Origin of the sequence: Leucobacter sp. OH1287, from assembly GCF_003859945.1 — a bacterium.
Classification (GTDB): domain Bacteria; phylum Actinomycetota; class Actinomycetes; order Actinomycetales; family Microbacteriaceae; genus Canibacter.
The window spans coordinates 85,862-106,977 of the sequence record NZ_RQYM01000003.1; the positions used below are offsets into that span (position 1 = coordinate 85,862).

Genomic DNA, 21,116 nt, shown 5'->3' on the forward strand with positions numbered 1-21,116 from the left:
GTGCCGCGCCCGGTAGACTAGAGTGTAACGCTTTTTTAGAGAGGACAGCCGTAAATGAGTGATCAGGTGCAGCCAGCAGATCAGCACGCAGATTTTGAAGCAGAAGTGCATGAGCAGAAGGCGGTGCGACTGGCTAAGCGCGACAAACTCAACGAGGGGGCTGAACTCGGCGGCGGCGCATACCCAGTGAGTGTGCCGGTGACAACAACAATCGCCGAGGTGCGTGCGAAGTGGGGCAAGCTTGAAGCTGAGCCAGACAACCACTCCGGTGAGATCGTCGGTATCGCGGGCCGCGTGGTGTTCCAGCGCAACACCGGCAAGCTCTGTTTTGCCGCGCTGCAGGCAGGTGACGGCACCCGCATCCAGGCGATGATTAGCTTTGGCGAGGTCGGTGAGGAGTCGCTGAAGCGCTATAAAGAGCTTGTGGATCTCGGCGACCACCTGTTTGTTAGCGGCGAGGTGATTTCCAGCAAGCGCGGTGAACTCTCGGTTATGGCTAAAGAGTGGCAGATCGCCTCGAAGGCGCTCGCACCGCTGCCCAACGTCTACGGTGAACTGAACGAGGAAACCCGGGTGCGGCAGCGCTACCTCGATCTGATTGTGCGAGAGCAGGCGCGGATTAACGTGCAGACCCGTGCACGCACCATGGCTAGTCTGCGTGAAACCTTCGCGAGCCACGGGTTTATTGAGGTTGAGACGCCGATGCTGCAGACCATGCACGGCGGTGCCTCCGCTCGTCCGTTTATCACCCACTCAAACGCTTTTGACCGGGACCTTTACTTGCGTATCGCCCCCGAGCTTTACCTGAAGCGTGCCCTGATCGGTGGTCTTGAGCGGGTGTTTGAGATTAACCGGAACTTCCGCAACGAGGGTGCTGACTCAACCCACAGCCCTGAGTTTGCGATGCTCGAGTTTTATAAGGCGTACAGCGACTACAGTGACGTCGCAGACCTCACCCAGGAGCTGATCCAGAACGCGGCGCTCGCCGCCAACCGCGGGACCGAGCGGGAGGGCACCCACACCGTGAAGTGGGCGGACGGCACCCTGTTCGATCTCGGCGGCGACTGGGATCGCATCTCAATGTATGAAACCCTCTCGGCGGCTTCGGGGGTTAACATCACCCCCGAAACCAGTGTTGAAACGCTGCAGCAGCTCGCCGACAAAGAGGGTGTTGAGGTGAAACTGCCAAACCACGGCAAACTCGTTGAGGAGCTGTGGGAGCACTTCGTGAAGGACGATCTTGAGCGCCCAACCTTTGTGATGGACTTCCCGGTTGAGACCAGCCCGCTCACCAGACACCACCGTTCAATCCCGGGTGTTGTTGAGAAATGGGATCTCTATGTTCGCGGTTTTGAGCTCGCGACCGGTTATTCTGAGTTGGCGGATCCGGTTGTGCAGCGTGAGCGTTTTGTAGAGCAGGCGAAGCTCGCCGCCGCCGGAGATGACGAGGCGATGCGCGTTGACGAGGAGTTCCTGCGCGCTATGGAGCACGGCATGCCGCCCGCGGGCGGTGTCGGCATCGGCATGGACCGGCTTTTGATGGCGCTCACCGGACTCGGTATCCGGGAGACAATTCTGTTCCCGCTTGTGAAGTAGGAGTGAAGTATGGAGTGGTTAGCAAACGCGGCATGGTCGTTGCTTCCGACGGCCGTTGCGGGTGTTTTCTTCTGGCTGATTATTCGCCTGATTTTGCGGGCGGATCGCACCGAACGTCGAGTCTACACAGAGATTGAGGCGCAGGAGCGAGCGAAGGCGGGACTTCCCCCGAAAAAGCAGGCCGGATCCGCCCCAAAAAACGGTTCGGTGAGCGGCTAGCTGCGCACTAGACGGGGTTTTAGACCGTGACGATACCGGTGCTTGATTGGGCGTACAGTAACCCCTGGTTGGTTGCGTTACTGTTCGCGATTGAATCGATTATCCGTATTGTTGCGCTGTTTGTTGTGCCCCGCAATCGCAGACCCTCGTCGGGCACAGCGTGGCTGCTGTTCATTCTGTTTATGCCGATCCCGGGGCTGTTACTGTTCAGTGTGATCGGTGGTAAAGGGCTGCCGAAGAAACGACAGGAGCGGTTTCGGGAGGCACGGGAACGGCTGGCGCAGATCGTCGATGACGCGGTTGTTTCGAGCTTCCCGCTGCAGCCTGAACCCCGCACGGTTGGTTTGCAGAACGCGGTGAGGATCGGCCGCACACTCGGGGCGTTCCCGATGCTGGGCGGCAACCGCGCGAGCCTGCACCTTGACTATCACGAGTCGATCGCGAGGATGGCGGAGGCGATTGACACCGCCGAATCGTATGTGCACCTCGAGTTTTATATTCTGGTTTACGATCAGACGACGGAACCGGTTTTTGCGGCGCTGAGGCGCGCGAGAGCGCGCGGCGTCAAAATTCGGGTGCTAATGGATCACGTTGCCGCGATCCGCAACCCCGGTAAACGCCGCACCCGCGAGATGCTGAGTGAGATGGGCGCCGAGTGGCACTATGCCCTGCCGTTTCGGCCGCTGCGCGCGCAGCTGCAGCGACCAGACCTCAGGAACCACCGCAAGATCCTGGTCGTCGACGGCAAAATCGCGTTTATGGGGTCGCAAAACCTGGTGGATTCCAGCTATAACAAACTCTCCAACCGGCGCCGCGGTCTGCACTGGAAGGACCTGATGGTGCGCGTCTCCGGCCCCGCGGTGCTGTCACTTGACGCGGTGTTTGTTAGCGACTGGTATGAAGAGACCGGTCAGATGCTGGCTGAGCCGAATCTTGACGCGATGTGCATCTACGAGGATTCGCAGCTGGAGATGCAGGTGCTGCCGTCCGGCCCGGGGTATGCAACAGAGAATAACCTGCAGGTGTTTGTTGCGCTGATGTACAACGCGGTTAACCGGATCAGCATCACCAGCCCCTATTTCGTTCCCGACGGTGCGCTGATGTCGGCGATTAAAGCGGCGACCGCGCGCGGTGTAGACGTTGAACTGTTCGTGTCAGAAACCGGCGATCAGTTCGGGGTTTATCACGCACAGCGGTCATACTATGAGGAGCTGCTCGCGGCCGGTGTCAAAATCTACCTGTTTAAGCCGCCGTATATTCTGCACTCTAAACACTTCACAATCGACGATGACGTTGCCGTTATCGGGTCATCAAATATGGATCAGCGCTCATTCAACCTGAACTATGAGATCTCGCTAATCGTCCACGGCGCCGGATTTGTTACCGAACTCGACAAAATCAGCTCCTACTACCGCGTCAACTCACGGCTGCTCACCCAGGAGGAATGGGCCAGGCAGCCGCTCAGAAAACAGCTGTTTGACAGCCTGATGCGGCTCACCAGTGCGCTGCAGTAAAGCGGTTTAGCGGGGTGGATCGGGCCGCTCCCGCAGCTGCCCTGGGCGCCGTCGCGGGGTGGATCCGTGTGATCCGCTCGGTCGAGCGTCACGCCACTGGCGAACAGCGCCCAATTTTTAAGCATAACGCTCTAGTCTTGAATCATTAGCAATCGCGGTTGTCTCGCTGTGTGCCAAGGCGTTTGGCAGGCGACTGTTTGGAGGGAAACGGAATGTTTGAGAGATTTACTGATCGCGCTAGACGTGTGATTGTGCTTGCCCAAGAGGAAGCGAAAATGCTCAACCACAACTACATCGGCACCGAGCACATGCTGCTCGGTCTGATTCACGAGGGTGAGGGCGTTGCCGCGAAGGCACTTGAGCAGCCAAACATCACACTCGAGTCGGTGCGCGAGCAGGTTGCTGAGATGATCGGCACCGGTCAGCAAACCCCGGCCGGGCATATTCCCTTTACCCCGCGCGCTAAGAAGGTGCTAGAGCTGAGCCTGCGGGAGGCACTGCAGCTCGGCCACAGCTACATCGGCACCGAGCATCTGCTGCTCGGGCTTTTGCGCGAGGGCGAGGGCGTTGCCGCGCAGGTGCTGGTGAAGCTCGGAGCTGACCTGGCAGAGATCCGCCAGACCGTTATGCAGCTGCTGTCCGGCTACCAGGCTGGTAAAGAACCTGTTTCGGTTGGTGCGCCAGAGACCAAGAGCAACGAGAAGGGCTCCCAGGTGCTCGACCAGTTCGGGCGCAACCTCACCCAGGCTGCGCGCGAGGGCAAGCTGGATCCGGTTATCGGCCGTGAAAAAGAGGTTGAGCGGGTTATGCAGATCCTGTCACGCCGCTCAAAGAACAACCCGGTTCTGATCGGTGAGCCGGGCGTCGGTAAAACAGCCGTGATTGAGGGGCTCGCGCAGGCGATCGTTAACGGGCAGGTGCCTGAAACCCTGAAGTCGAAGCAGCTCTACGTGCTTGATCTCGGCTCCCTGATCGCGGGCAGCCGCTACCGCGGTGACTTCGAGGATCGCCTGAAGAAGGTGACCAAGGAGATCCGCACCCGCGGCGACATTATTATCTTCATTGACGAGATCCACACACTGGTTGGTGCCGGATCCGCTGAGGGTGCGATGGATGCCGCCAACATTCTGAAGCCGCTGCTTGCGCGCGGTGAGTTGCAGACCATCGGTGCGACAACGCTTGACGAGTACCGTAAACACTTTGAGAAGGATGCGGCGCTGGAGCGTCGTTTCCAGCCGGTGCAGGTGAACGAGCCGTCGATTCCGCACGCGATTAACATTCTGAAGGGTTTGCGCAAGGCCTACGAGGATTTCCACCGCGTAAAGATCACCGACTCCGCGATTGTTGCGGCGGTTAACCTGTCTGACCGGTATGTGCAGGATCGTTTCCTGCCAGATAAGGCGGTGGATCTGATGGACGAGGCCGGTGCGAGGCTGCGTCTCTCGGTTCTCTCCAGCCCACCTGAGCTGCACGAGCTTGACGAGAAAATCGCGGTTGTGCGAGCCGAAAAAGAAAAAGCGATTGAGGCGCAGGACTACGATCTCGCGGGAGCAAAGCGCGATGAGGAGAAAGAACTGACCGCTGAGCGTCTCCGCCAGGAGAAGAAATGGCAGGCGGGCGATGTTGAAATCAACGCGATCGTTGACGAGGGTCTGATCGCTGAGGTGCTCGCGAACGCAACCGGTATCCCGGTTTTCAAACTCACCGAGGAAGAAACCAGCCGTCTGCGCCACATGGAGCGGGAGCTGCACAAGCGTGTTATCGGCCAGGAGGCTGCGATTGCGGCGCTGTCAAAGACCATTCGCCGCCAGCGCGCGGGGCTGAAGGATCCAAAGCGCCCATCAGGCTCGTTTGTGTTTGCCGGACCGACCGGTGTCGGTAAAACTGAGCTGGCGAAAGCGCTCGCCGAGTTCCTGTTTGACGACGAGGACGCGCTGATCTCGCTCGACATGTCAGAGTACGCTGAGAAGCACACGGTTTCACGCCTGTTCGGTGCCCCTCCGGGCTTTGTCGGCTTCGAGGAGGGCGGTCAGCTCACCGAGAAGGTGCGCCGTAAGCCATTCAGCGTGATCCTGTTTGACGAGATCGAGAAGGCACACCCTGACATCTTCAACTCGCTGCTGCAGATCCTGGAGGAGGGTCGCCTCACAGACGGTCAGGGTCGCGTGGTTGATTTCAAGAACACCGTCATCATTATGACCACCAACCTTGGTTCGAAGGGCATCGCTGGCGGACCGGTCGGATTCCAGCTGGAGGGCGACTCAAGCGTTGGCTACGAGATGATGCGCAGCAAGGTTAACGAGGAGCTGAAGAAACACTTTAAGCCCGAGTTCCTCAACCGTCTCGACGAGGTTATTGTGTTCCCACAGCTGAACAAGGCTGAGCTGCTGCAGATCGTTGAGCTGTTCGTGAAGAACCTCGCGGAGCGTCTGCTCGACCGCGATATGACCCTCACCGTGACTGACGCGGCGATGGAGCGCCTGTGCGAGATCGGTTACGATCCATCAATGGGTGCGAGGCCGCTGCGCCGTGCTGTGCAGCGGGAGCTGGAGGATCCACTCTCGGAGCGAATCCTCACCGCCGAGCTGCAGTCCGGTGACCGCGTCACAGTGGACTATGTTGACGGAGAGTTCACCTTCACCGCTGAGGGTGGTGAGCGCAGCCACGCGGCAACCTCCGCGACCGCGGCCGCAGCGGTTGCGTCCGCGGCGCCAACCCAGGACTAGCGGCGGGGTTTAATTAGACCGCAAACGGGCGGGTGGATCAGCCGGAACGGTGATCCGCCCGCCCGTTTGGGCTAAGCGCGAAAACCCGAGCCGGGTTAACGCTAACCCGGTAATGTCACTATCCCGGTAATGTCACTATCCCGGTAATGTCACTATCCCGGTAACGTCGCTATCCCGGTAACGTCGCTATCCCGGTAACGGTGCTAACTGCGTTTGCGGCAGCGCTAGCCGATCTTTGCGACGGCGTCGAGCCCTGTGCGGAAGTCCTTAATCAGGTCAGCGGTTGTTTCGAGGCCAACCGAGAGACGCAGCAGCCCCTCCGAGATCCCGAGCCGCTCGTTAGTCTCCTCATCAAACGACATGTGGGTTGAGGTGCGCGGGTGGATCACCATCGAGCGGGTGTCACCGATTCCGGTCATGTGCGACCACAGGGTGAGATTGTTAACCAGCTCGCGCACACCTTTTTTGCCGTGTTTAATCTCGACGCCAAAGACTGAGCCGGTGCCGCGCGGGTAGTCGCGCAGCGCCAGTGAGTGGTACGGGTTTGATTCCAGTCCGGCGTAGGCGACGGCGGTCACCTCGGGCTGCTCCTCAAGCCACCGGGCAATCTCGAGTGATGACTCGGTGTTACGCTGCATCCGCAGCGACAGTGTTTCCAGACCCTGGTGGATCAAAAAACCGGTCAGCGGGGAGACCGCAAACCCAATGTCGTTAACAACCGCCTCGCGCACCGCGCTCGCGTAGGCGCGGTTACCAAAGCGTTCAATCTGGGTGCGTTTCCCGGCGGGTGCGGTTTGGATTAGCGGGTAGCTGCGCTTAGAGTTCGCCCAGTCGTAGGTGCCCATGTCAACCACCGCGCCGCCAACAGCGGTGCCGTGACCGGTCATAAACTTTGTTGTTGAGTGCACAATAATGTCTGCGCCGAGCTGACCGGTGAGCACCAGCGCCGGTGTTCCCACAGTGTTGTCAACAATCAGCGGTAGATTGTGACGCTTCGCAACCTCGGAAACCTTCCGCAGGTCGGTTATGTCGTTGAGCGGATTCGGCAGTGTCTCCGCGTAGATCGCTTTAGTCTCGGGAGTGATCGCCGCATCCCACTCGGCGTCACTGTAGAGATCCCAGACATAGTCAACGTCGATTCCCATGCGTTTAAAACTGCGGCCAAACAGGATCCGCGTGCCGCCGTAGATTGAAGCGGTTGAAACGATCTTGTCGCCGGAGCCGGCGAGCACGAACAGTGCCGCGGTGATTGCGGCCTGCCCGCTGGAGGTGAGCACGGTTTCGGCGGCGCCCTCCAGTGAGGTGATGCGTCGCTCGGCGACGGTGTTGGTTGGGTTGCCCTGCCGGGAATAGATCCGGTCGATGCTGCCGCCGTTGCTGAAGCGCGTTGCTCAGTCGTCGAAGTCGTTGAAGATGTAGCCTGCCGACAGCGCGAGCGGCGGCACACGCAAATCATTGTTGAGATCGCGGTATTCGCCGGCGTGCACCTGCCGTGTCTCGAACCCGAATCCCTCCCAGTCAAAAATCTCGGTTTTACCGGGCTGTGTGCTCCTTGGCACCGTACAGTCAGTCTCTTCCGCAGTCATCTTCCGCCCCTTTTCGCGTAACAGTCTATTCAAGACTAGCGCGCGACCGGTGCATTTTTCACAACTGTTACGATTCGTGACACAGCCTCACGCACTGTCTCGGGGGAGCAGGCGAGATTAACCCGAATAAATCCCCTTCCCGCCTTTCCAAAGTGTTTACCATCGCCGAAGGCAACATGGCCGTGATCGTAGAGTGCCTGCCACGGGTTTTCAGCAATCGCGGTGTTCCGCAGATCCACCCAGGCGAGATAGCCCGCCTTTGGCGGCACGAAACCGGCCTCGGGCAGCTGCTCGCTGAGCAGTTCGTGGAACAGGGCGACGTTCGCCTCGATCCGCTCAATTGCCCGGTCAAGCCAGGGAATCCCGTCGCGGAACGCGGCAATATTGGCGTGCAGGCCGAGGATGCTCACCCGGGTGGTAACCTCCGGCGGTAGTTTATCTAGCAGGCGGGCTGATCGCTCGTTTGCACCAACAACAACGGCGCATTTAGCGCCCGGAATACTCCACCCCTTGCTCGCTGAACAGCCAACAAAGCAGACGGTGTCAGCGGCCTCAGCAATCGGCCCAAACGGCACAAACTCAGTATTCTTATAGACGAGCGGGGCGTGGATCTCGTCAGCGATAATCGCAACATCGTTCGCCGTCGCCAGCTGGGCAAGCTCGGTCAGCTCCTCGGTGGTAAAAACGGCGCCGTGCGGATTGTGCGGGTTGCAGAGAATAAACGCGTTCAGGGTTTTAAACTCGGCGGCGATCGCAGCGAGATCGAGGTGGGCGGATCCACCCGCGTCAAACCGCAGCGGAATCTCAACAACCTCAGCGTCAAACTCCTGCAGCATCTCAAAGAAGCCGGGGTAGGCCGGGGTTGACAGGCCGATTTTGCCGCCGGTTTTTGGCATAACCAGTCGCAGCGGCTCAACCACACTAACGCTCACATCGGTTGTGATGCGCACCCGCTCAGCCGGAAACTCCCAGTCCCAGCGGGTTTTCGCAAACTCGCTAAACGCGGGACCGAGCTCCCCAGGTTCGGAAAGATACCCGAAATCGCTCGCGTCAACACAGCGACTAACCGCGTCACGTACCTCCTTGGCGACGGGGAAATCCATCTCGGCAACAAACATCGGCAGAATATGCTCAGGGAAGCGACTAAATTTGATGCTTGTGCGAATCTCGCGCAGCTTCGCGGGAGAGATGCTCTCCCAGCTGTGAAAGCCGGGCTCTGGTGCCTCAGGGTTTGGGTAGCTAGCAGTCATACATATTATCTTGGCACAGATGGATTAGTGCTGCTCTAAAATTAATATCTATGACGGCAAATAACGCAACAGCAGACTGGGAGCCGGCCGCGGCCGCTCTCCTCGACGAGCTTATCGCGGTTGGAAAAGACGCGGTCGATCGGGGTTTAGTGCTCGCCTCGGCGGGTAATATGTCGGTGCGGATCGGCGCAGACCGGTTTGCTGTTACCGCGAGCGGCACCTGGTTTGACCGGCTCACCCGCGACGATTTTGCGGTGCTAAACCTTGCCGGGGAACAGCTTAGCGGTCCAGCCCCGTCAAGCGAGTGGAAGCTGCACCAGCGCGCCTACCAGGCTAGAGAAGACATTAACTGCGTGCTGCACCTGCACCCGCACACGGCGACCCTGCTGGCGTCGCTGGGTAGGCGGATCCGCCTGATAACTCTCGATCACGCTTTCTATGTTGGGTCGGTTGGGGTTTCGCCGTTCTACCCGAACGGTTCTGACGAGTTGGCGGCTGCCGCGGCCGCGCAGCTTGCCGAGCACAACTGTGTGATTATGCAGCATCACGGTTGCTCGGTTGTTGCCGACACCGCCCAGATGGCGTTTCGGCGCGCAATGAACCTGGAGGACGCGGCGAAGATGACGCTCAGCGCCCTAACAATCGGTGACGAGACAACAGAGTTCCCGGCCGGAGCGGCATTCCACGCCTAGCGCTCGGGCCCCAAGCGGCGGGTGCGTGTGTTTTGGTGATGCTTCCCGGTTAGCCGGTGACGCTGACGCTGCGGCTGCTAACACCCGGGGCAGCCCAGCCGAAACCCTCAAACAGGCTCGCGAGCACGGTGCCGGTAAATCCCCACACCAGGTGCGGATCTGCCGCATCTCCCGCCCCGTAAAACCTCCCGGTGAGCTAAAAACGCCGGGGTTTTAATGCGCCGGTTTCCTGCGCTAAACACGGCGGTGACCCGGTTTTCTGGGAGCAGCAGCTGGGAAACCCGGGGCAGCAGAATCTCGGGCGCCTCAGCGGCAACCGGGGTGAGCAGCCGCGGCTTCTGCCACCACCCGATAACCGGCGTCACAATATTGTCGCTGACCGGGATATAAACATCGTGCAGGGTTTTTAAAACCTCGATCTCGGCCGAGGGAATCCCCGTCTCCTCGTGGGTTTCACGCAGCGCCGCGGCGACTGCATCGCGGTCTTGTGGATCCACCCCGCCGCCCGGGAAAGAGATCTGCCCGGGGTAGTGCCGCATGGTTTCGGAACGCTTGGTGAGCAGCAGCTGTAGGCTACCCGACGGATGCTGCAGGCTGCTCGCGGATTGCTCTGGGCTACCGGCCGCGGGTGCGCTAACAGGCTCAGAGTCGGTAAAGAGGATCAGCACTGCCGCGCGTCGCGAGTCCGGTTTTGGGGTGCCGCGCAAAACCGAGTGCAGGTTAAAGGCGGCGTTGCCTGCGAGAGCAGCCTCCAGGCTCTGTCTGCTGAGCCCGCCGGGGGGTGCGCCGAAAGCGTTGTCTGGCTGCATCACAAACCTAGCGCCTTCTGTGCTGCGGGATGGTGATAACCGCCCGCGGGGTGACGATTCCGTCGAGCAGGTAGTCGTGTTCCTCCTGCGGCAGCCTGTCAGCTATCTCCGGGTCATATAGCACCGCATAGACCTTGGGCATTGGGCGGTTAGGCAGCGGCTCGGTGAGGGAGGCCGCGGTTGCCGTGTTTTCTGTGGCGGCGTCGGCAGCCGCTGCGAGTGTCCGGTCATAGTAGCCGGCACCCCAGCCGAGCCGAGTGCCTGTGCGGTCTGCCGCGCAGGCTGGAATAAAGGCAATGTCAACGTCCGCCAGCGCCGCGGGTGGCAGCCGTTCACCCCGTACCTCGGTTATGCCGTAGCGACCGGATTCAAGGGTGCTGAGGGGTGTGTAAACAGTCCAGTCGAGCAGCATATCTGGGCGGCTGACCGGTGTTAAAACTTGCACGCCGGCGGTGAAACACCAGCGCATAAACTCTCGGGTGTCGGGCTCGTTGTTGATTGGGAAATAGCAGGCGATGCGGGCACAGCGGTTTGCTCGGGTGAGGCTGACCAGCTGCTCAGTCAGCTGCGCGGTCATCTCGGCCCGCTCCTCGGGGGTTAGCAGTGATCGATTCTCGCGGACCACTTCACGCAGCCGCTTCTTAGCTATGGTCAGAAACGGGCTTGGTCGATTGCTCATATAGCTAGTCTCTCAAAAGTGACTGGTAATCGGCTAATTTAAAGCGAACACAGGGTAATGTAGCGGTTATGGTTAATTCACAAAATGCGAAACCACAGGTTACTAAGGCCGTTATCCCGGCCGCGGGTCTTGGCACACGGTTCCTGCCTGCAACGAAGGCGATGCCGAAAGAGATGCTGCCGATTGTAGACAAACCGGCGATCCAGTATGTTGTTGAGGAGGCAGCCGCAGCCGGACTGCAGGACGTGCTGATTATTACCGGTCGTAACAAGGTTAATATCACCAACCACTTTGATAGTGTGCCGGAGCTGGAGGAGGCTCTCGAAAAGAAGGGTGATGAGAAGAAGCTAAACCGGGTCCACCGCGCCAGCGATGTTGCTGATGTGCACATGCTCCGGCAGGGTCAGCCTCTCGGCCTGGGTCACGCCGTTGGGCGAGCACAGCAGCACGTTGGCGAGAACAGTTTTGCGGTGCTCTTGGGCGACGATTTGATTGATGAGCGGGATCCGCTGCTGCCGAAAATGATCGCTGAGCATGATGCACGCCAGGCAACGATTATTGCGCTGATGGAGGTGCCGGAGGAGTCGATTCACCTTTACGGCTGCGCAGCAACCGAGGCGACCGACGACCCAGACGTTGTGCGGATCACCGGCCTGGTGGAAAAACCGGATCCCGCCGACGCCCCATCGAATCTCGCTGTGATTGGGCGCTATGTGCTGCGTCCAGAGATTTTCGAGATTTTGGCGGTGCAGCAGCCGGGACGCGGTGGCGAGATCCAGCTAACCGACGCACTCGACACTATTGCGCGCGGTGAAAGCGGTGAGGTTTACGGCGTTATCTTCCGTGGCCGCCGCTACGACACGGGCGATAAAGCGGACTGGATTAAAGCGAATGTGCGTCTCGGCGTTGATAACGCTGAGCTGGGCGCTGACCTTCGGCAGTGGCTGATCGAGTTCGCCGACAAGCTTCGAGGCTAAACTGGTTGCCGTCAGTCTCGCACAGTATGCGCTGCGGTTGTCACTGCCGAACGGTGAAGAGATTTTACTGCGGCAGCTTAACCGCGGCGACGCGAAAGCGCTGAGGCGTCTTTACCAGCAGGAGCGCAGCTGGCTTGAACCCTGGGAGGTGACAACCCCCGGTGTGGAGCTCGCACCGCTCGGCAGTTTCCCGCTCTACCGGGCGATTAAACAGTTTAATCGTGCCGCGCGGGCGGGTCGCGGAGTGGTTTTTGCAATCTGTTTAGAGGAACAGATAATCGGGCTGGTGAGCGCTGCAGAGATTATGCGCGGCGGGCTGCAATCATGCCAGCTCGGCTACTGGATCGCGGAACAGTACGCCGGTCGCGGCATTGTGCCGCACTCGGTCGCCGCCGTTATCGACTGGCTGCTGCTCGACGTCGGTCTGCACCGCGTCGAGATCGGAATGGTCCCAGAAAATCTGCGATCCCGCAGGGTCGTAGAGAAACTCGGGCTGCGCTTTGAGGGTAGACGGCTGAACTATATCCACATTAACGGCCGCTGGCAAGATCACGATTTTTACGCGGTAACCGTGGAGGAGGCGTCGGACGGGATCCGTTGCCGACTGTAGTTTTTATAGAAATAATTCGATTGTTTGCGTGGTTTACTGCAGTTTTAGATAAAACCACCCTAGAGTGAATAACATGGGTGTAACTTTTGGTGGTGGAGTTTTATTTGTGGTTGCGGCGGTGATCATCGCCGCAATTATTGTGCCCCGGGTGGTGCGCAGGCGTGAAGAGTCTGAAACACTAAAGCACCAGGAGCGGCTGGAACGCGCAATCGCAGCGCTCGCCGCAACCGAGCACGAGATCGCTGACGCGCGCGTTGTTGAGAGCGCCAGGGACGCGGTAACGCGGGAGAAGGTGCTGCAGCAGCAGCGCAAACGTGAGGCGGCTGAGCGCCGCGCCAGGATCGCACGCGCTAAAGCCGAGGTTGCGGAGGCACGCCTGAAGGCTCGCCAGGCTGAGATTGAGCGTCGCGCAAAACTGCGTGCGGCGAGACTGCAAACCGTTTTTGTGAGGCGACTGCGGGGACTGGCAGCGCTCGGATTCCTGCTCGCCGTGCTCGGTGTGCTGGTCGGCTTGGGTGTTGTCATCGCAGGCAACGGCGCAACCGTGCTGCTGTTTAGCGCGCTGTCCGCGGTTATCACGATGGGTGTTTTGATCCTTCTCGCCCCCGGTAAGGCCGCCGTTCCAAGGCAGGTGACGGTGTCGTTGCCACCGCGGCAGCAGGTGGTGGATCCGCCCGCGGTCGCCACACAGGCAGAGCCGGTTGCGACCGAAACCTCGATGGAGCGTCACCGCCGCGCCCAGGCAGCGGCGGCAGCGAGAATCGCGCGAGCTAAAGCAATCGCGGCAACCCGTTCCCGGGTTACCACGGCCGCAGCGAACAGTGGTGCGCGGGAGAACCTGCCCGGTTCCATCCTGCTGCAGTCTCCGGAACAGAGCAGAGCCTCGCGAGCTCAGCAGCGTTCAGCTGCGCAGACACAGCAGCAGGGTGTTTCTGCGCGCGCGGTTCCGCAGTTGCGTGCTGTTTCGCAGCGGCCAGAGGAGGCTGCGGCGGTGGCGGCGGTTGCGCAGCTGCAGGCTGATGGGATCCTACAGAACCTGCCGGATTCGGGTGTCGATATTGAGTCGGCGCTGCGCCTGCGTCGGAAGAACGCTTAGGTAAATCTGCCGTTCCCCGAGTTTAGCGGCGATAAAGCATACTAGCCTTCGCCTTGGGATTCTGCAGGCTTTCTGCTCCCAGAATCGGTGTTGCTATCGTGAGCTGGCATGTTTCTTGCAACTGCGGCAAAATAGAATGTACTCCACTTCGTTTGGCTGACAAACACCCGATTAACACCACAATAAAACAGAGGACTCGCCCGTGGGCTATAGAGAATCAAATAATCGTAGTTTCGACCGTAATAACAGATCAAATTCTGGTCGCGGCGGATCCTCGCAACGGCGTGGCTTCCGAGCCGATTCAGGCGGGTCTAATCGCGGCTCTGGGCGTGGATCCCAGCGCTCAGGAGAGCGTGACTATCGAGACTCAGCGGGTCGCGGTGAGCGCCGCAGTTTTGATCGTCGTTCCGGTGAGCACGGCGGGTATCGTGCTGATGAACGCCGCGGCGGTGACCGGGGCGGATCGCGCGGCTACGGTTCTGGCGGTGAACGCGACGGCGGTCGAGGCAAAGCTCGGGGGTTTAGCGGTGGAGCAGGCCGCGGGGACGGACGCGGAAGAGGCTACAGCGACGAGCGTCGCGATTCACGTCGGGACAACCGTCGTGGCGAGTCACGGAGGGGTGAACGCTGGCAGAGCGAACGCCGGGAAGACCGCTGGCGGGGCGAACGCGGGGAGAACCGGCGGCAGAGCGAGCCAAGGAAATTTGAGCGCAGGGATGGTGAGCAGCGGGAAGACCGGCGGCACAGCGAACACCGGGAAGACCGACGGCAGAGCGAGTCACGGCAGGGCGAGCGGCGATCCACTCACCGCCGTGACGAAAAGCAGGGTCGCCGTGAGCGGAACACCCGCGACAACGTTTCACGGTTCGCGCGGGGTGGCACCCGCGGTGCGGGGCGCAGCGACCGGGCTGGCAAGTCGCGAGAGTTTACCGAGCAGGAGCGGCTGCAGCATGAGCTGCGTCCTGTGCGCGCCGAGCACAGGGATCCACAAATTCCCGATGAGATCACAGAACGGGATATTCCCGCGGGCGCGCGCAACGAGCTGAAAACGCTGCAGAAGGATAACGCGGCGCAGGTTGCGAGGTATCTCGCGGCGGCGGCGCAGGCGATTGCCTACGACCCGGAGCTGGCGCACCAGTTTGCGATCTCGGCATCGCGGCGGGCTGGGCGGATCCCGGTGGTCCGCGAGACTCTCGCGATTACGGCGTATGCGACCGGTGATTTTGCTGCGGCGCTGCGCGAGTTCCGCACCTACCGTAGGCTGAGCGGTCGCGAGGACCACTTCGCGCTCATGCTCGACTGTGAGCGTGGACTAGGCAGGCCAGAGCGGGCGATTGAGCTCGCGGCGGAGGCACCGCAGCAGCTAACCGAGGAGCAGCGGGTTTACACAGCGATCGCACTGTCCGGGGCGCACCTCGACCTGGGGCAGACAGAGCAGGCGCTTGCGGCGCTGGAGATTCCGCAGCTGACACCGCAGCGGGTGCTGACCTTCAGCCCGGAGCTGTTCAGGGCTTACGCCGCCGTGCTTGAGGACCTGCAGCGTGACAGTGATGCCGCTAACTGGTATGCAATGGCGGATCGCGCCGCCGCCGCTCTCGTCGAGCACTCCGGCGGTGATCGGGTTGAGGTCTTTGAGGTGCCGATTGACACCAGCTATGTGGAGCCTGAACCAGAACCTGCACCAGAACCGCAGTCGGAGCCCGAATCTGCCTCGGAGGACAAGGCCGATGCTGAAGCAGAATCCGCGACTGAGCCCGCCCCGGAGGCTGAGGTTGACGCAGAACCCGACGCTGTGGCTGAGGTAGTGCCAGAGCCAGAACCGCAGTCCGAGCCTGAGCCTGAACCAGAGCCCGAGCCAGAACCAGCGCCGGAGCCGGAGCCGGAATCAGAACCTGAGCAGGAGCAGCAGGATCCACCCACAAAGCCCGCAGCCGACAGCGGGGCAGCGGCAGGCCAGGACGAGGAGCTGACACTGTGGTAAACCTGTTTAGACGCGAAACCGAGATGCTGCCCGCGCCGATTGCCGGCGTCGAGCTGCTGTTGGCGGACCTTGACGGCGTCGTTTATAAGGGTGACGGGGCGATTCCCGGGGCCGTTGAGGCACTGAACCTCGCTGCGCAAACCACGCAGATTGGTTACCTCACCAACAACGCTTCGCGCACCGATTCGCAGGTCGCCGAGCACCTGAACTCGCTCGGGTTGACGGTGGATCCGCAAAACATTGTCACCTCGCCACAGGCCGCTATCGGGCTGCTAAAAAAGTTGGTGCCGCAGGGCGCGAAAATTCTGGTTGTTGGAGGTGAGGGCATAACCTACGAGCTGGAAAAGCACGGTTACCAGTGGACCAGGAAAGCCGCCGATAACCCCGACGCGGTTCTGCAGGGGTTCGCGCCGCATGTTGGTTGGGAGCATCTCGCGGAGGCATCGTTTGCGCTGCAGGAGCGTCCCGGAGTGCCTTTAATTCCGTGGATCGCAACAAACACGGACTGGACAATCCCGGTCGCTGGCGGGATCGCGCCCGGCAACGGCACGCTGGTTTCGGCCGTACACACGGCTGTGCAGCGGCTCCCAGAGTTTGCTGGAAAACCAGAGCAGCCGATGTACGAAACCGCGTTTGACCGGTTTAAAACGCGGTCGGCGTTGATGCTCGGTGACCGTCTCGACACCGATACGCGCGGCGCGGTCGCGGCGGGCATTCCGGCGCTGCACGTTCTAACCGGGGTGGATCGCCCAAAACAGCTGATTGCGGCATCGCAGGACATGCAACCAACCTACATTGTTGAGTCGCTCGCGGACCTGCATCGTCCATACCCGTCAACGAAGATTGTGCGGAACGGCGCCCACCAGGTTGGCGACGCACGGGTGCGCATGGAGGGTCATATTGTGGAGGTGCTGGCGGAGGGATCCAGCGAGATTAACCTGCTGCGCGCTGCCTGCTCGGCGATCTATGCGTCAGGTCTCGCAATCTACGGGCTGAAGGTTCCAGAAATCCTGGTTGAGGACCACTGGCGTTAGGAACTGTGGCGGCAGCAGCGCCAGACCGGCTAGCGCTGAGAGGTTAAGGGAAGAATAGCAAAAGTTTGGGGTGTGGCAGAAAAATTTTGCCACACCCCAAACCGTTTAAACCTAGTGGTTGATTATGCCGCTTCTTTATCTTCTGGTTTTGCTAGCAGCTGGAAGGCGATGAAAAAACCGATGGTGTCAAGCACGATCGCACTGAAGAAGGTGACAATCGCCGGGTGCAGGAACCAGGTTGGGCCCTGATCGGCATCTGTGAAGTTAAAAGCGATGGCCATCAGGTAGAAGCCACCAAAAACCAGACCGGCAGAAACAATGAACAGAATGATTGTCAGAATGCTCGGGCGTGGTCGTGGACTACCCGCAAAGAGTGACTCATTTGGGTCGCTAAGGTTTTTTTGTGCGTTCACGCTTGCCTCCGTGTTTAGAACATAAGCTGCTGCCCAGTTTACCAGTTCCTGACCGGAAGCTGTGAATCTGCGTGAGAAACAAAACGTCCGCAGGTCAGGCTAAACTGAATAGCATGGATCAGGAGAAGCAGGAGCCCGTCTCACCTCTCTCAAAGGACGCCTCTAAAGAGTCTTCCACCTCGATCTCACAGGAGGTTTCCCCGGCTAGTGAGGGTGAGAGCGAGAACACAGGGCTTGATGCGGAGTTAATGGCAAAACTAAAAAACGCCGAGCTTACTGAGCAGATAGAGATTTTGAACACTGTGTATGACGATTTGGTTGCTGAGCTGCAAAGCTCCGATAAGGCTCAGGGCGGCGCGGCATAACAACCGGTCAGGAGCATTGTGAACGAATCAGAGTCACCTCCCCAAACAACCGCCGTCTGGCAGGGCACACCGGAGCGACTGGATCGCGCCATCGCCGCGCTTGCGCTTAGCAGGTCGCGCTCCCACGCGGCAACGCTTATCGCCTCTGGCAGAGTATTAATCAACAACCGGGCGGCGAGCAAATCGAGCTGCACGGTGCAGGGTGGCGATGAGGTGCGGATCCGCCGCGACACAACAGACAGCTACGTCAGCAGGGCGGCAACAAAACTGCTTTATGCGCTAGAGCAGTTCGAGGTTTCAGCAAAGGATAAACACTGCCTAGACCTTGGCGCATCAACCGGCGGCTTTACGCAGGTGCTAAAAAACCACGGCGCTAAAACCGTTATCGCGCTCGATGTCGGGCACGGGCAGCTCGCGCAGAGCGTAGCAGAGATGCCCGGGGTTGTTAAGGTTGAGGGGTTTAACGCCAGGGAGCTCACCGCGGCAAAGCTCCAACAGGTCAGCGGGCTTGCGGATCCACCAACCCTGGTAGTAGGGGACCTCTCGTTCATCTCCCTGAAGCTGATCCTGCCGGCGATAGCGTTAACCGCACCAGCGGCGGCAGACCTGGTTATGCTGATTAAACCGCAGTTCGAGGTGGGCAGACAAAACCTACAAAACGGCATAGTAAAAGATGAAGCGATAGCGCAGCAGGCTGTCAGAGAAGTTTTAACAGCTGCCCATAAAATCGGTTATACAGCGGTAGCGTTAGCGCGCTCACCAATCACCGGAACACACGGCAACACCGAATACCTGGTGCACTGGCGAGCACACAGCCACCCGGCCGTGCAGGCTGAAACGCAGCAAACAGCGGCGGGGCAGCTAGAAATCCTATTCAAAAGCGAAAATCCGTAAGGCGGTACAACCATGACAGACAGCACAGCGCGCAGCATGCTTGTTGTTTCACACACTGCCAGGCCGGAGGCGATAGAAGCAACAATCGCAGTCACCACATCACTCGCAGAACGCGGAGTGAGAGTGGTGATGACAGCAGAAGACGAAACAGAATTCGCGCCCTACCTGCCAGCGGCGCAAATCCACGTCCTCGACAGCAGTGTGCCGCTCAGCGAAATCGAAATCGCAATCGTCTTAGGAGGAGACGGCACAATCCTGCGCGCGGCAGAAATCGTCAGAGAATCCAGCTGCCCAATCATCGGAGTAAACCTCGGCCACGTCGGATTCCTGGCAGAAAAAGACAAACACGACCTGGCAGAGTCAGTGCAGCGAGTGCTCGACAAAGACTACACGGTGGAAGAACGCGCAACACTTGACGTGCTAGTCACACAAGACGGCAAACCAGATCACCGCACCTTCGCGGTCAATGAAGCAACCGTAGAAAAACGCGAACGAATGATTGAGGTGACAATCGGCGTCGACGGTAAACCACTCTCAACCTTCGGGTGTGACGGTGTCGTCATGTCAACACCGACAGGATCAACCGCCTACGCCTTCTCCGCGGGAGGGCCAGTAATGTGGCCGAGCGTGCAAGGGCTACTCTTGGTACCCCTCGCGGCACACGCGCTATTCAACCGACCAGTGGTTGTCGGCCCTGACTCGGTGCTAGAAACCCAAGTATCACCAACCAGCAGTGCAATCGCGGCACTGTGGTGCGACGGCAGACGCAAAGTCGAACTAGACCCCGGCGCAAAAGTCGAAGTGCGAACCTCAACCCGAGCTATCCGGTTAGCGCGACTAGACAGGGCAGTGTTCACCGACCGACTCGTAAGCAAATTCCGACTACCAACCTCCGGCTGGCGGGAGCACCAAAAATGATCGAAGAGCTGACAATCAAAAACCTCGGCGTAATCGCCAGCAGCACACTGCCACTCGGGCCCGGCTTCACCGCCATCACCGGCGAAACCGGAGCCGGAAAAACCATGGTTGTGACTGCGCTCGGCCTGCTCATGGGAAGCCGCAGCGACGCAAACCTTGTGCGCCACGGCACCGACGCCACTCGGGTCGCAGGCGCGATCCACATCGGCGACAACACGCTCACTGAAGTAGCCGAAATCGTGAGCGACGCAGGCGGAGAAATCGAAGAGGGTGAACTCTTACTATCCCGCACCGTCGCTGCAGCAGGCAACAGCCGCGCAACCGTGGGCGGGGTCAGAAGCCCCATCGGCGTACTCTCAACCCTCGCAAGCAAACTATTCTGCGTACACGGGCAAAGCGACCAGCTGCGTCTGCGCAGCCAAAGCGCACAGCGAGAAACTCTCGACCGCTTCGGTGGATCCGCCATCGCCGCCGCGCTCGCCGAATACCAGCGGTCATACACCAGGCAGCAGCAGCTACAGCAGCAGCTTGCAGAAATAACCGAAAACCGGGAAGCGCGCGCCCGCGAAATCGAGCGGCTAAAAACCGAGACAGAAGAAATCAGTGAAGCTGAGCCGCAGCCGGGAGAACTGGAAACACTCCGCACAGAAATAGACCGGCTCACCAACATCGAAACACTCAGAGAACAGGCCGCAACAGCGCAAAACCTGCTCGCCGCAGAATCACCAGACCCCTACCAGAGCGACGCAACAGCGCTTATGGCAGAAGCAGAAAAAACCATCACACAGGCCAGCCAAACCGATAAAACACTCAAGCCAGTCCAAGAAAACCTGGCAGCCATCAACAGTCAACTAAACGAAGTCGTGCGGGAACTCTCAAACTACCTCGACAGTATTGAGGGCAGCAGCCAAGCAGAACTCGACAGCGCCCAACAGCGATACGCAGAACTAACCCAGTTAGTGCGCAAATACGGGCCAAACATCGAAGACGTACTCGAATACCTCGAAACCGCTGGCGCAAGACTACTGCAACTAGAAAACGACGACACCAGCATCAGCACACTGACCGCAGAACTCGCACAAACGACCGAGGCAGTAGACACCGCAGCAGCAAAGCTGACCACGCTACGGCAAAACGCCGCAACAAAACTCAGCAAAGCCGTCAGCGACGAACTACAACACCTGGCACTCGGCAGCACCCAAATAGTTGTCACCGTCGAACCAGCACAGCAGGGAACAAACGGTGCCGACAGTATCGAATTCCAGATCAAAACAAACCGTGACGCCCCAGCGCGAACCCTCGCCAAAAGTGCCTCCGGCGGAGAACTCTCACGCATAATGCTCGCAATCGAGGTTGTGCTCGCTGCAACAGACCCCGTACCCACCTTCGTGTTCGACGAAATCGACGCGGGAATCGGCGGATCCGCCGCCATCGAAGTGGGCAAACGCCTCGCCGCGCTCGCAAAACACTCACAGGTGATCGTCGTCACCCACCTCGCACAGGTGGCAGCATTCGCGAACAACCACCTGAAAATCACAAAAGACGCCGATGGTATCTACACCGAAAGCAGCTGCGAACAGCTAACTGGTGACACGCGCGTCCAAGAAATCGCGCGACTGCTCTCAGGACTAGACGACTCCGCAACCGGGCTCGCACACGCCAAAGAACTACTCGAAATGGGCAAACAGCAGACATAACAGACAGCGACCAAAACAGCCCCCGGAGTAACACAGTGTAACGAATCTGACCGGTCTCTA

General features: G+C 59.6%; 20 protein-coding genes. 14 read left to right on the forward strand and 6 right to left on the reverse strand.

Annotated elements, in window-relative coordinates; translation table 11 throughout:
• Nucleotides 1-54: 54 nt before the first annotated feature.
• The 4 genes from lysS (at nt 55) to EII30_RS02660 (ending at nt 6,055) form a co-directional block, all read left to right on the forward strand.
• Nucleotides 55-1,596, forward strand: a complete 1,542-nt coding sequence (lysS, locus tag EII30_RS02645; RefSeq protein ID WP_124885783.1) for a lysine--tRNA ligase — start codon at nt 55-57, stop codon at nt 1,594-1,596.
• 9 nt (nt 1,597-1,605) lie between these two features.
• Nucleotides 1,606-1,815: a hypothetical protein gene (locus tag EII30_RS02650; RefSeq protein ID WP_124885784.1), complete on the forward strand. Its 210-nt coding sequence runs from the start codon at nt 1,606-1,608 to the stop codon at nt 1,813-1,815.
• Between the two features lie 26 nt (nt 1,816-1,841).
• The gene (gene cls, locus EII30_RS02655) at nt 1,842-3,329 is read left to right on the forward strand and encodes a cardiolipin synthase (protein WP_370266898.1); all 1,488 of its coding nucleotides are present in this window, start codon (nt 1,842-1,844) and stop codon (nt 3,327-3,329) included.
• Between the two features lie 212 nt (nt 3,330-3,541).
• Nucleotides 3,542-6,055, forward strand: coding sequence for an ATP-dependent Clp protease ATP-binding subunit (locus EII30_RS02660; RefSeq protein ID WP_124885785.1), 2,514 nt, complete (start codon nt 3,542-3,544; stop codon nt 6,053-6,055).
• Between the two features lie 224 nt (nt 6,056-6,279).
• Here EII30_RS02660 and EII30_RS02665 read toward each other — a convergent pair whose 3' ends face one another.
• The 3 genes from EII30_RS02665 to EII30_RS02670 are packed head-to-tail and all read right to left on the reverse strand — an operon-like array spanning nt 6,280 to nt 8,891.
• The gene (locus EII30_RS02665; RefSeq protein ID WP_370266918.1) at nt 6,280-7,419 is read right to left on the reverse strand and encodes an O-acetylhomoserine aminocarboxypropyltransferase/cysteine synthase family protein; all 1,140 of its coding nucleotides are present in this window, start codon (nt 7,417-7,419) and stop codon (nt 6,280-6,282) included.
• 27 nt (nt 7,420-7,446) lie between these two features.
• Nucleotides 7,447-7,641 carry a hypothetical protein gene (locus tag EII30_RS09060; RefSeq protein WP_233569251.1) on the reverse strand — a complete coding sequence of 65 codons (195 nt, stop codon included), beginning with the start codon at nt 7,639-7,641 and terminating at the stop codon, nt 7,447-7,449.
• Between the two features lie 35 nt (nt 7,642-7,676).
• A complete protein-coding gene (locus tag EII30_RS02670) occupies nt 7,677-8,891 on the reverse strand; it encodes a MalY/PatB family protein (RefSeq protein ID WP_124885786.1) in 1,215 nt (404 codons plus the stop codon).
• Nucleotides 8,892-8,941: 50 nt separating this feature from the next.
• Here EII30_RS02670 and EII30_RS02675 point away from each other — a divergent pair, with 50 nt between their 5' ends.
• Nucleotides 8,942-9,583: a class II aldolase/adducin family protein gene (locus EII30_RS02675; RefSeq protein WP_124885787.1), complete on the forward strand. Its 642-nt coding sequence runs from the start codon at nt 8,942-8,944 to the stop codon at nt 9,581-9,583.
• 107 nt (nt 9,584-9,690) lie between these two features.
• On the opposite strand, the gene EII30_RS02680 is transcribed toward EII30_RS02675, so the two are convergent.
• Both EII30_RS02680 and EII30_RS02685 read right to left on the reverse strand, forming a co-directional pair.
• On the reverse strand, nt 9,691-10,392 hold the full coding sequence (locus EII30_RS02680; RefSeq protein WP_233569256.1) for a CoA pyrophosphatase: 702 nt from the start codon (nt 10,390-10,392) through the stop codon (nt 9,691-9,693).
• A 7-nt stretch (nt 10,393-10,399) separates the two neighbouring features.
• On the reverse strand, nt 10,400-11,071 hold the full coding sequence (locus EII30_RS02685) for a 5-formyltetrahydrofolate cyclo-ligase (protein ID WP_124885789.1): 672 nt from the start codon (nt 11,069-11,071) through the stop codon (nt 10,400-10,402).
• A gap of 68 nt (nt 11,072-11,139) precedes the next feature.
• Between EII30_RS02685 and galU the strand changes: the two genes are divergently transcribed.
• The 5 genes from galU (at nt 11,140) to EII30_RS02710 (ending at nt 16,769) form a co-directional block, all read left to right on the forward strand.
• A complete protein-coding gene (gene galU / locus EII30_RS02690) occupies nt 11,140-12,048 on the forward strand; it encodes a UTP--glucose-1-phosphate uridylyltransferase GalU (protein WP_124885790.1) in 909 nt (302 codons plus the stop codon).
• A gap of 37 nt (nt 12,049-12,085) precedes the next feature.
• Nucleotides 12,086-12,658, forward strand: coding sequence for a GNAT family N-acetyltransferase (locus EII30_RS02695; protein ID WP_158608637.1), 573 nt, complete (start codon nt 12,086-12,088; stop codon nt 12,656-12,658).
• Nucleotides 12,659-12,731: 73 nt separating this feature from the next.
• On the forward strand, nt 12,732-13,754 hold the full coding sequence (locus EII30_RS02700) for a hypothetical protein (RefSeq protein WP_124885792.1): 1,023 nt from the start codon (nt 12,732-12,734) through the stop codon (nt 13,752-13,754).
• Between the two features lie 202 nt (nt 13,755-13,956).
• Nucleotides 13,957-15,735, forward strand: coding sequence for a primosomal protein (locus tag EII30_RS08855; RefSeq protein ID WP_158608638.1), 1,779 nt, complete (start codon nt 13,957-13,959; stop codon nt 15,733-15,735).
• Between the two features lie 23 nt (nt 15,736-15,758).
• The gene (locus EII30_RS02710) at nt 15,759-16,769 is read left to right on the forward strand and encodes an HAD-IIA family hydrolase (protein ID WP_124885866.1); all 1,011 of its coding nucleotides are present in this window, start codon (nt 15,759-15,761) and stop codon (nt 16,767-16,769) included.
• 122 nt (nt 16,770-16,891) lie between these two features.
• On the opposite strand, the gene EII30_RS02715 is transcribed toward EII30_RS02710, so the two are convergent.
• A complete protein-coding gene (locus EII30_RS02715) occupies nt 16,892-17,182 on the reverse strand; it encodes a hypothetical protein (protein WP_124885793.1) in 291 nt (96 codons plus the stop codon).
• Nucleotides 17,183-17,295: 113 nt separating this feature from the next.
• Here EII30_RS02715 and EII30_RS02720 point away from each other — a divergent pair, with 113 nt between their 5' ends.
• From EII30_RS02720 to recN, 4 genes are read left to right on the forward strand one after another with little or no spacing between them, the layout of a single operon-like run.
• Entirely contained in the window at nt 17,296-17,547 is a 252-nt protein-coding gene (locus tag EII30_RS02720) for a hypothetical protein (RefSeq protein WP_124885794.1), read from the forward strand.
• An 18-nt stretch (nt 17,548-17,565) separates the two neighbouring features.
• Nucleotides 17,566-18,441 (forward strand): TlyA family RNA methyltransferase, encoded by an 876-nt coding sequence (locus tag EII30_RS02725; protein WP_124885795.1) that lies wholly within the window; start codon nt 17,566-17,568, stop codon nt 18,439-18,441.
• A gap of 12 nt (nt 18,442-18,453) precedes the next feature.
• Nucleotides 18,454-19,359 carry an NAD kinase gene (locus EII30_RS02730; RefSeq protein WP_124885796.1) on the forward strand — a complete coding sequence of 302 codons (906 nt, stop codon included), beginning with the start codon at nt 18,454-18,456 and terminating at the stop codon, nt 19,357-19,359.
• Nucleotides 19,356-21,056 (forward strand): DNA repair protein RecN, encoded by a 1,701-nt coding sequence (gene recN, locus EII30_RS02735; protein WP_124885797.1) that lies wholly within the window; start codon nt 19,356-19,358, stop codon nt 21,054-21,056. Before EII30_RS02730 ends, recN begins: the two co-directional genes overlap by 4 nt.
• The last annotated feature ends 60 nt before the right edge of the window (nt 21,057-21,116 follow it).

Excerpts from the sequence above, each read along its gene's own strand:
- EII30_RS02670 (WP_124885786.1), bottom strand. The coding sequence starts at position 8,891 with ATGACTGCTAGCTACCCAAACCCTGAGGCACCAGAGCCCGGCTTTCAC.
- EII30_RS02675 (WP_124885787.1), top strand. The coding sequence starts at position 8,942 with ATGACGGCAAATAACGCAACAGCAGACTGGGAGCCGGCCGCGGCCGCT.
- EII30_RS02680 (WP_233569256.1), bottom strand. The coding sequence starts at position 10,392 with ATGCAGCCAGACAACGCTTTCGGCGCACCCCCCGGCGGGCTCAGCAGA.
- EII30_RS02650 (WP_124885784.1), top strand. The coding sequence starts at position 1,606 with ATGGAGTGGTTAGCAAACGCGGCATGGTCGTTGCTTCCGACGGCCGTT.
- EII30_RS09060 (WP_233569251.1), bottom strand. The coding sequence starts at position 7,641 with ATGACTGCGGAAGAGACTGACTGTACGGTGCCAAGGAGCACACAGCCC.
- EII30_RS02685 (WP_124885789.1), bottom strand. The coding sequence starts at position 11,071 with ATGAGCAATCGACCAAGCCCGTTTCTGACCATAGCTAAGAAGCGGCTG.
- EII30_RS02730 (WP_124885796.1), top strand. The coding sequence starts at position 18,454 with ATGACAGACAGCACAGCGCGCAGCATGCTTGTTGTTTCACACACTGCC.
- EII30_RS02660 (WP_124885785.1), top strand. The coding sequence starts at position 3,542 with ATGTTTGAGAGATTTACTGATCGCGCTAGACGTGTGATTGTGCTTGCC.
- EII30_RS02710 (WP_124885866.1), top strand. The coding sequence starts at position 15,759 with ATGCTGCCCGCGCCGATTGCCGGCGTCGAGCTGCTGTTGGCGGACCTT.
- EII30_RS02720 (WP_124885794.1), top strand. The coding sequence starts at position 17,296 with ATGGATCAGGAGAAGCAGGAGCCCGTCTCACCTCTCTCAAAGGACGCC.
- recN (WP_124885797.1), top strand. The coding sequence starts at position 19,356 with ATGATCGAAGAGCTGACAATCAAAAACCTCGGCGTAATCGCCAGCAGC.
- galU (WP_124885790.1), top strand. The coding sequence starts at position 11,140 with ATGGTTAATTCACAAAATGCGAAACCACAGGTTACTAAGGCCGTTATC.
- lysS (WP_124885783.1), top strand. The coding sequence starts at position 55 with ATGAGTGATCAGGTGCAGCCAGCAGATCAGCACGCAGATTTTGAAGCA.
- EII30_RS02700 (WP_124885792.1), top strand. The coding sequence starts at position 12,732 with ATGGGTGTAACTTTTGGTGGTGGAGTTTTATTTGTGGTTGCGGCGGTG.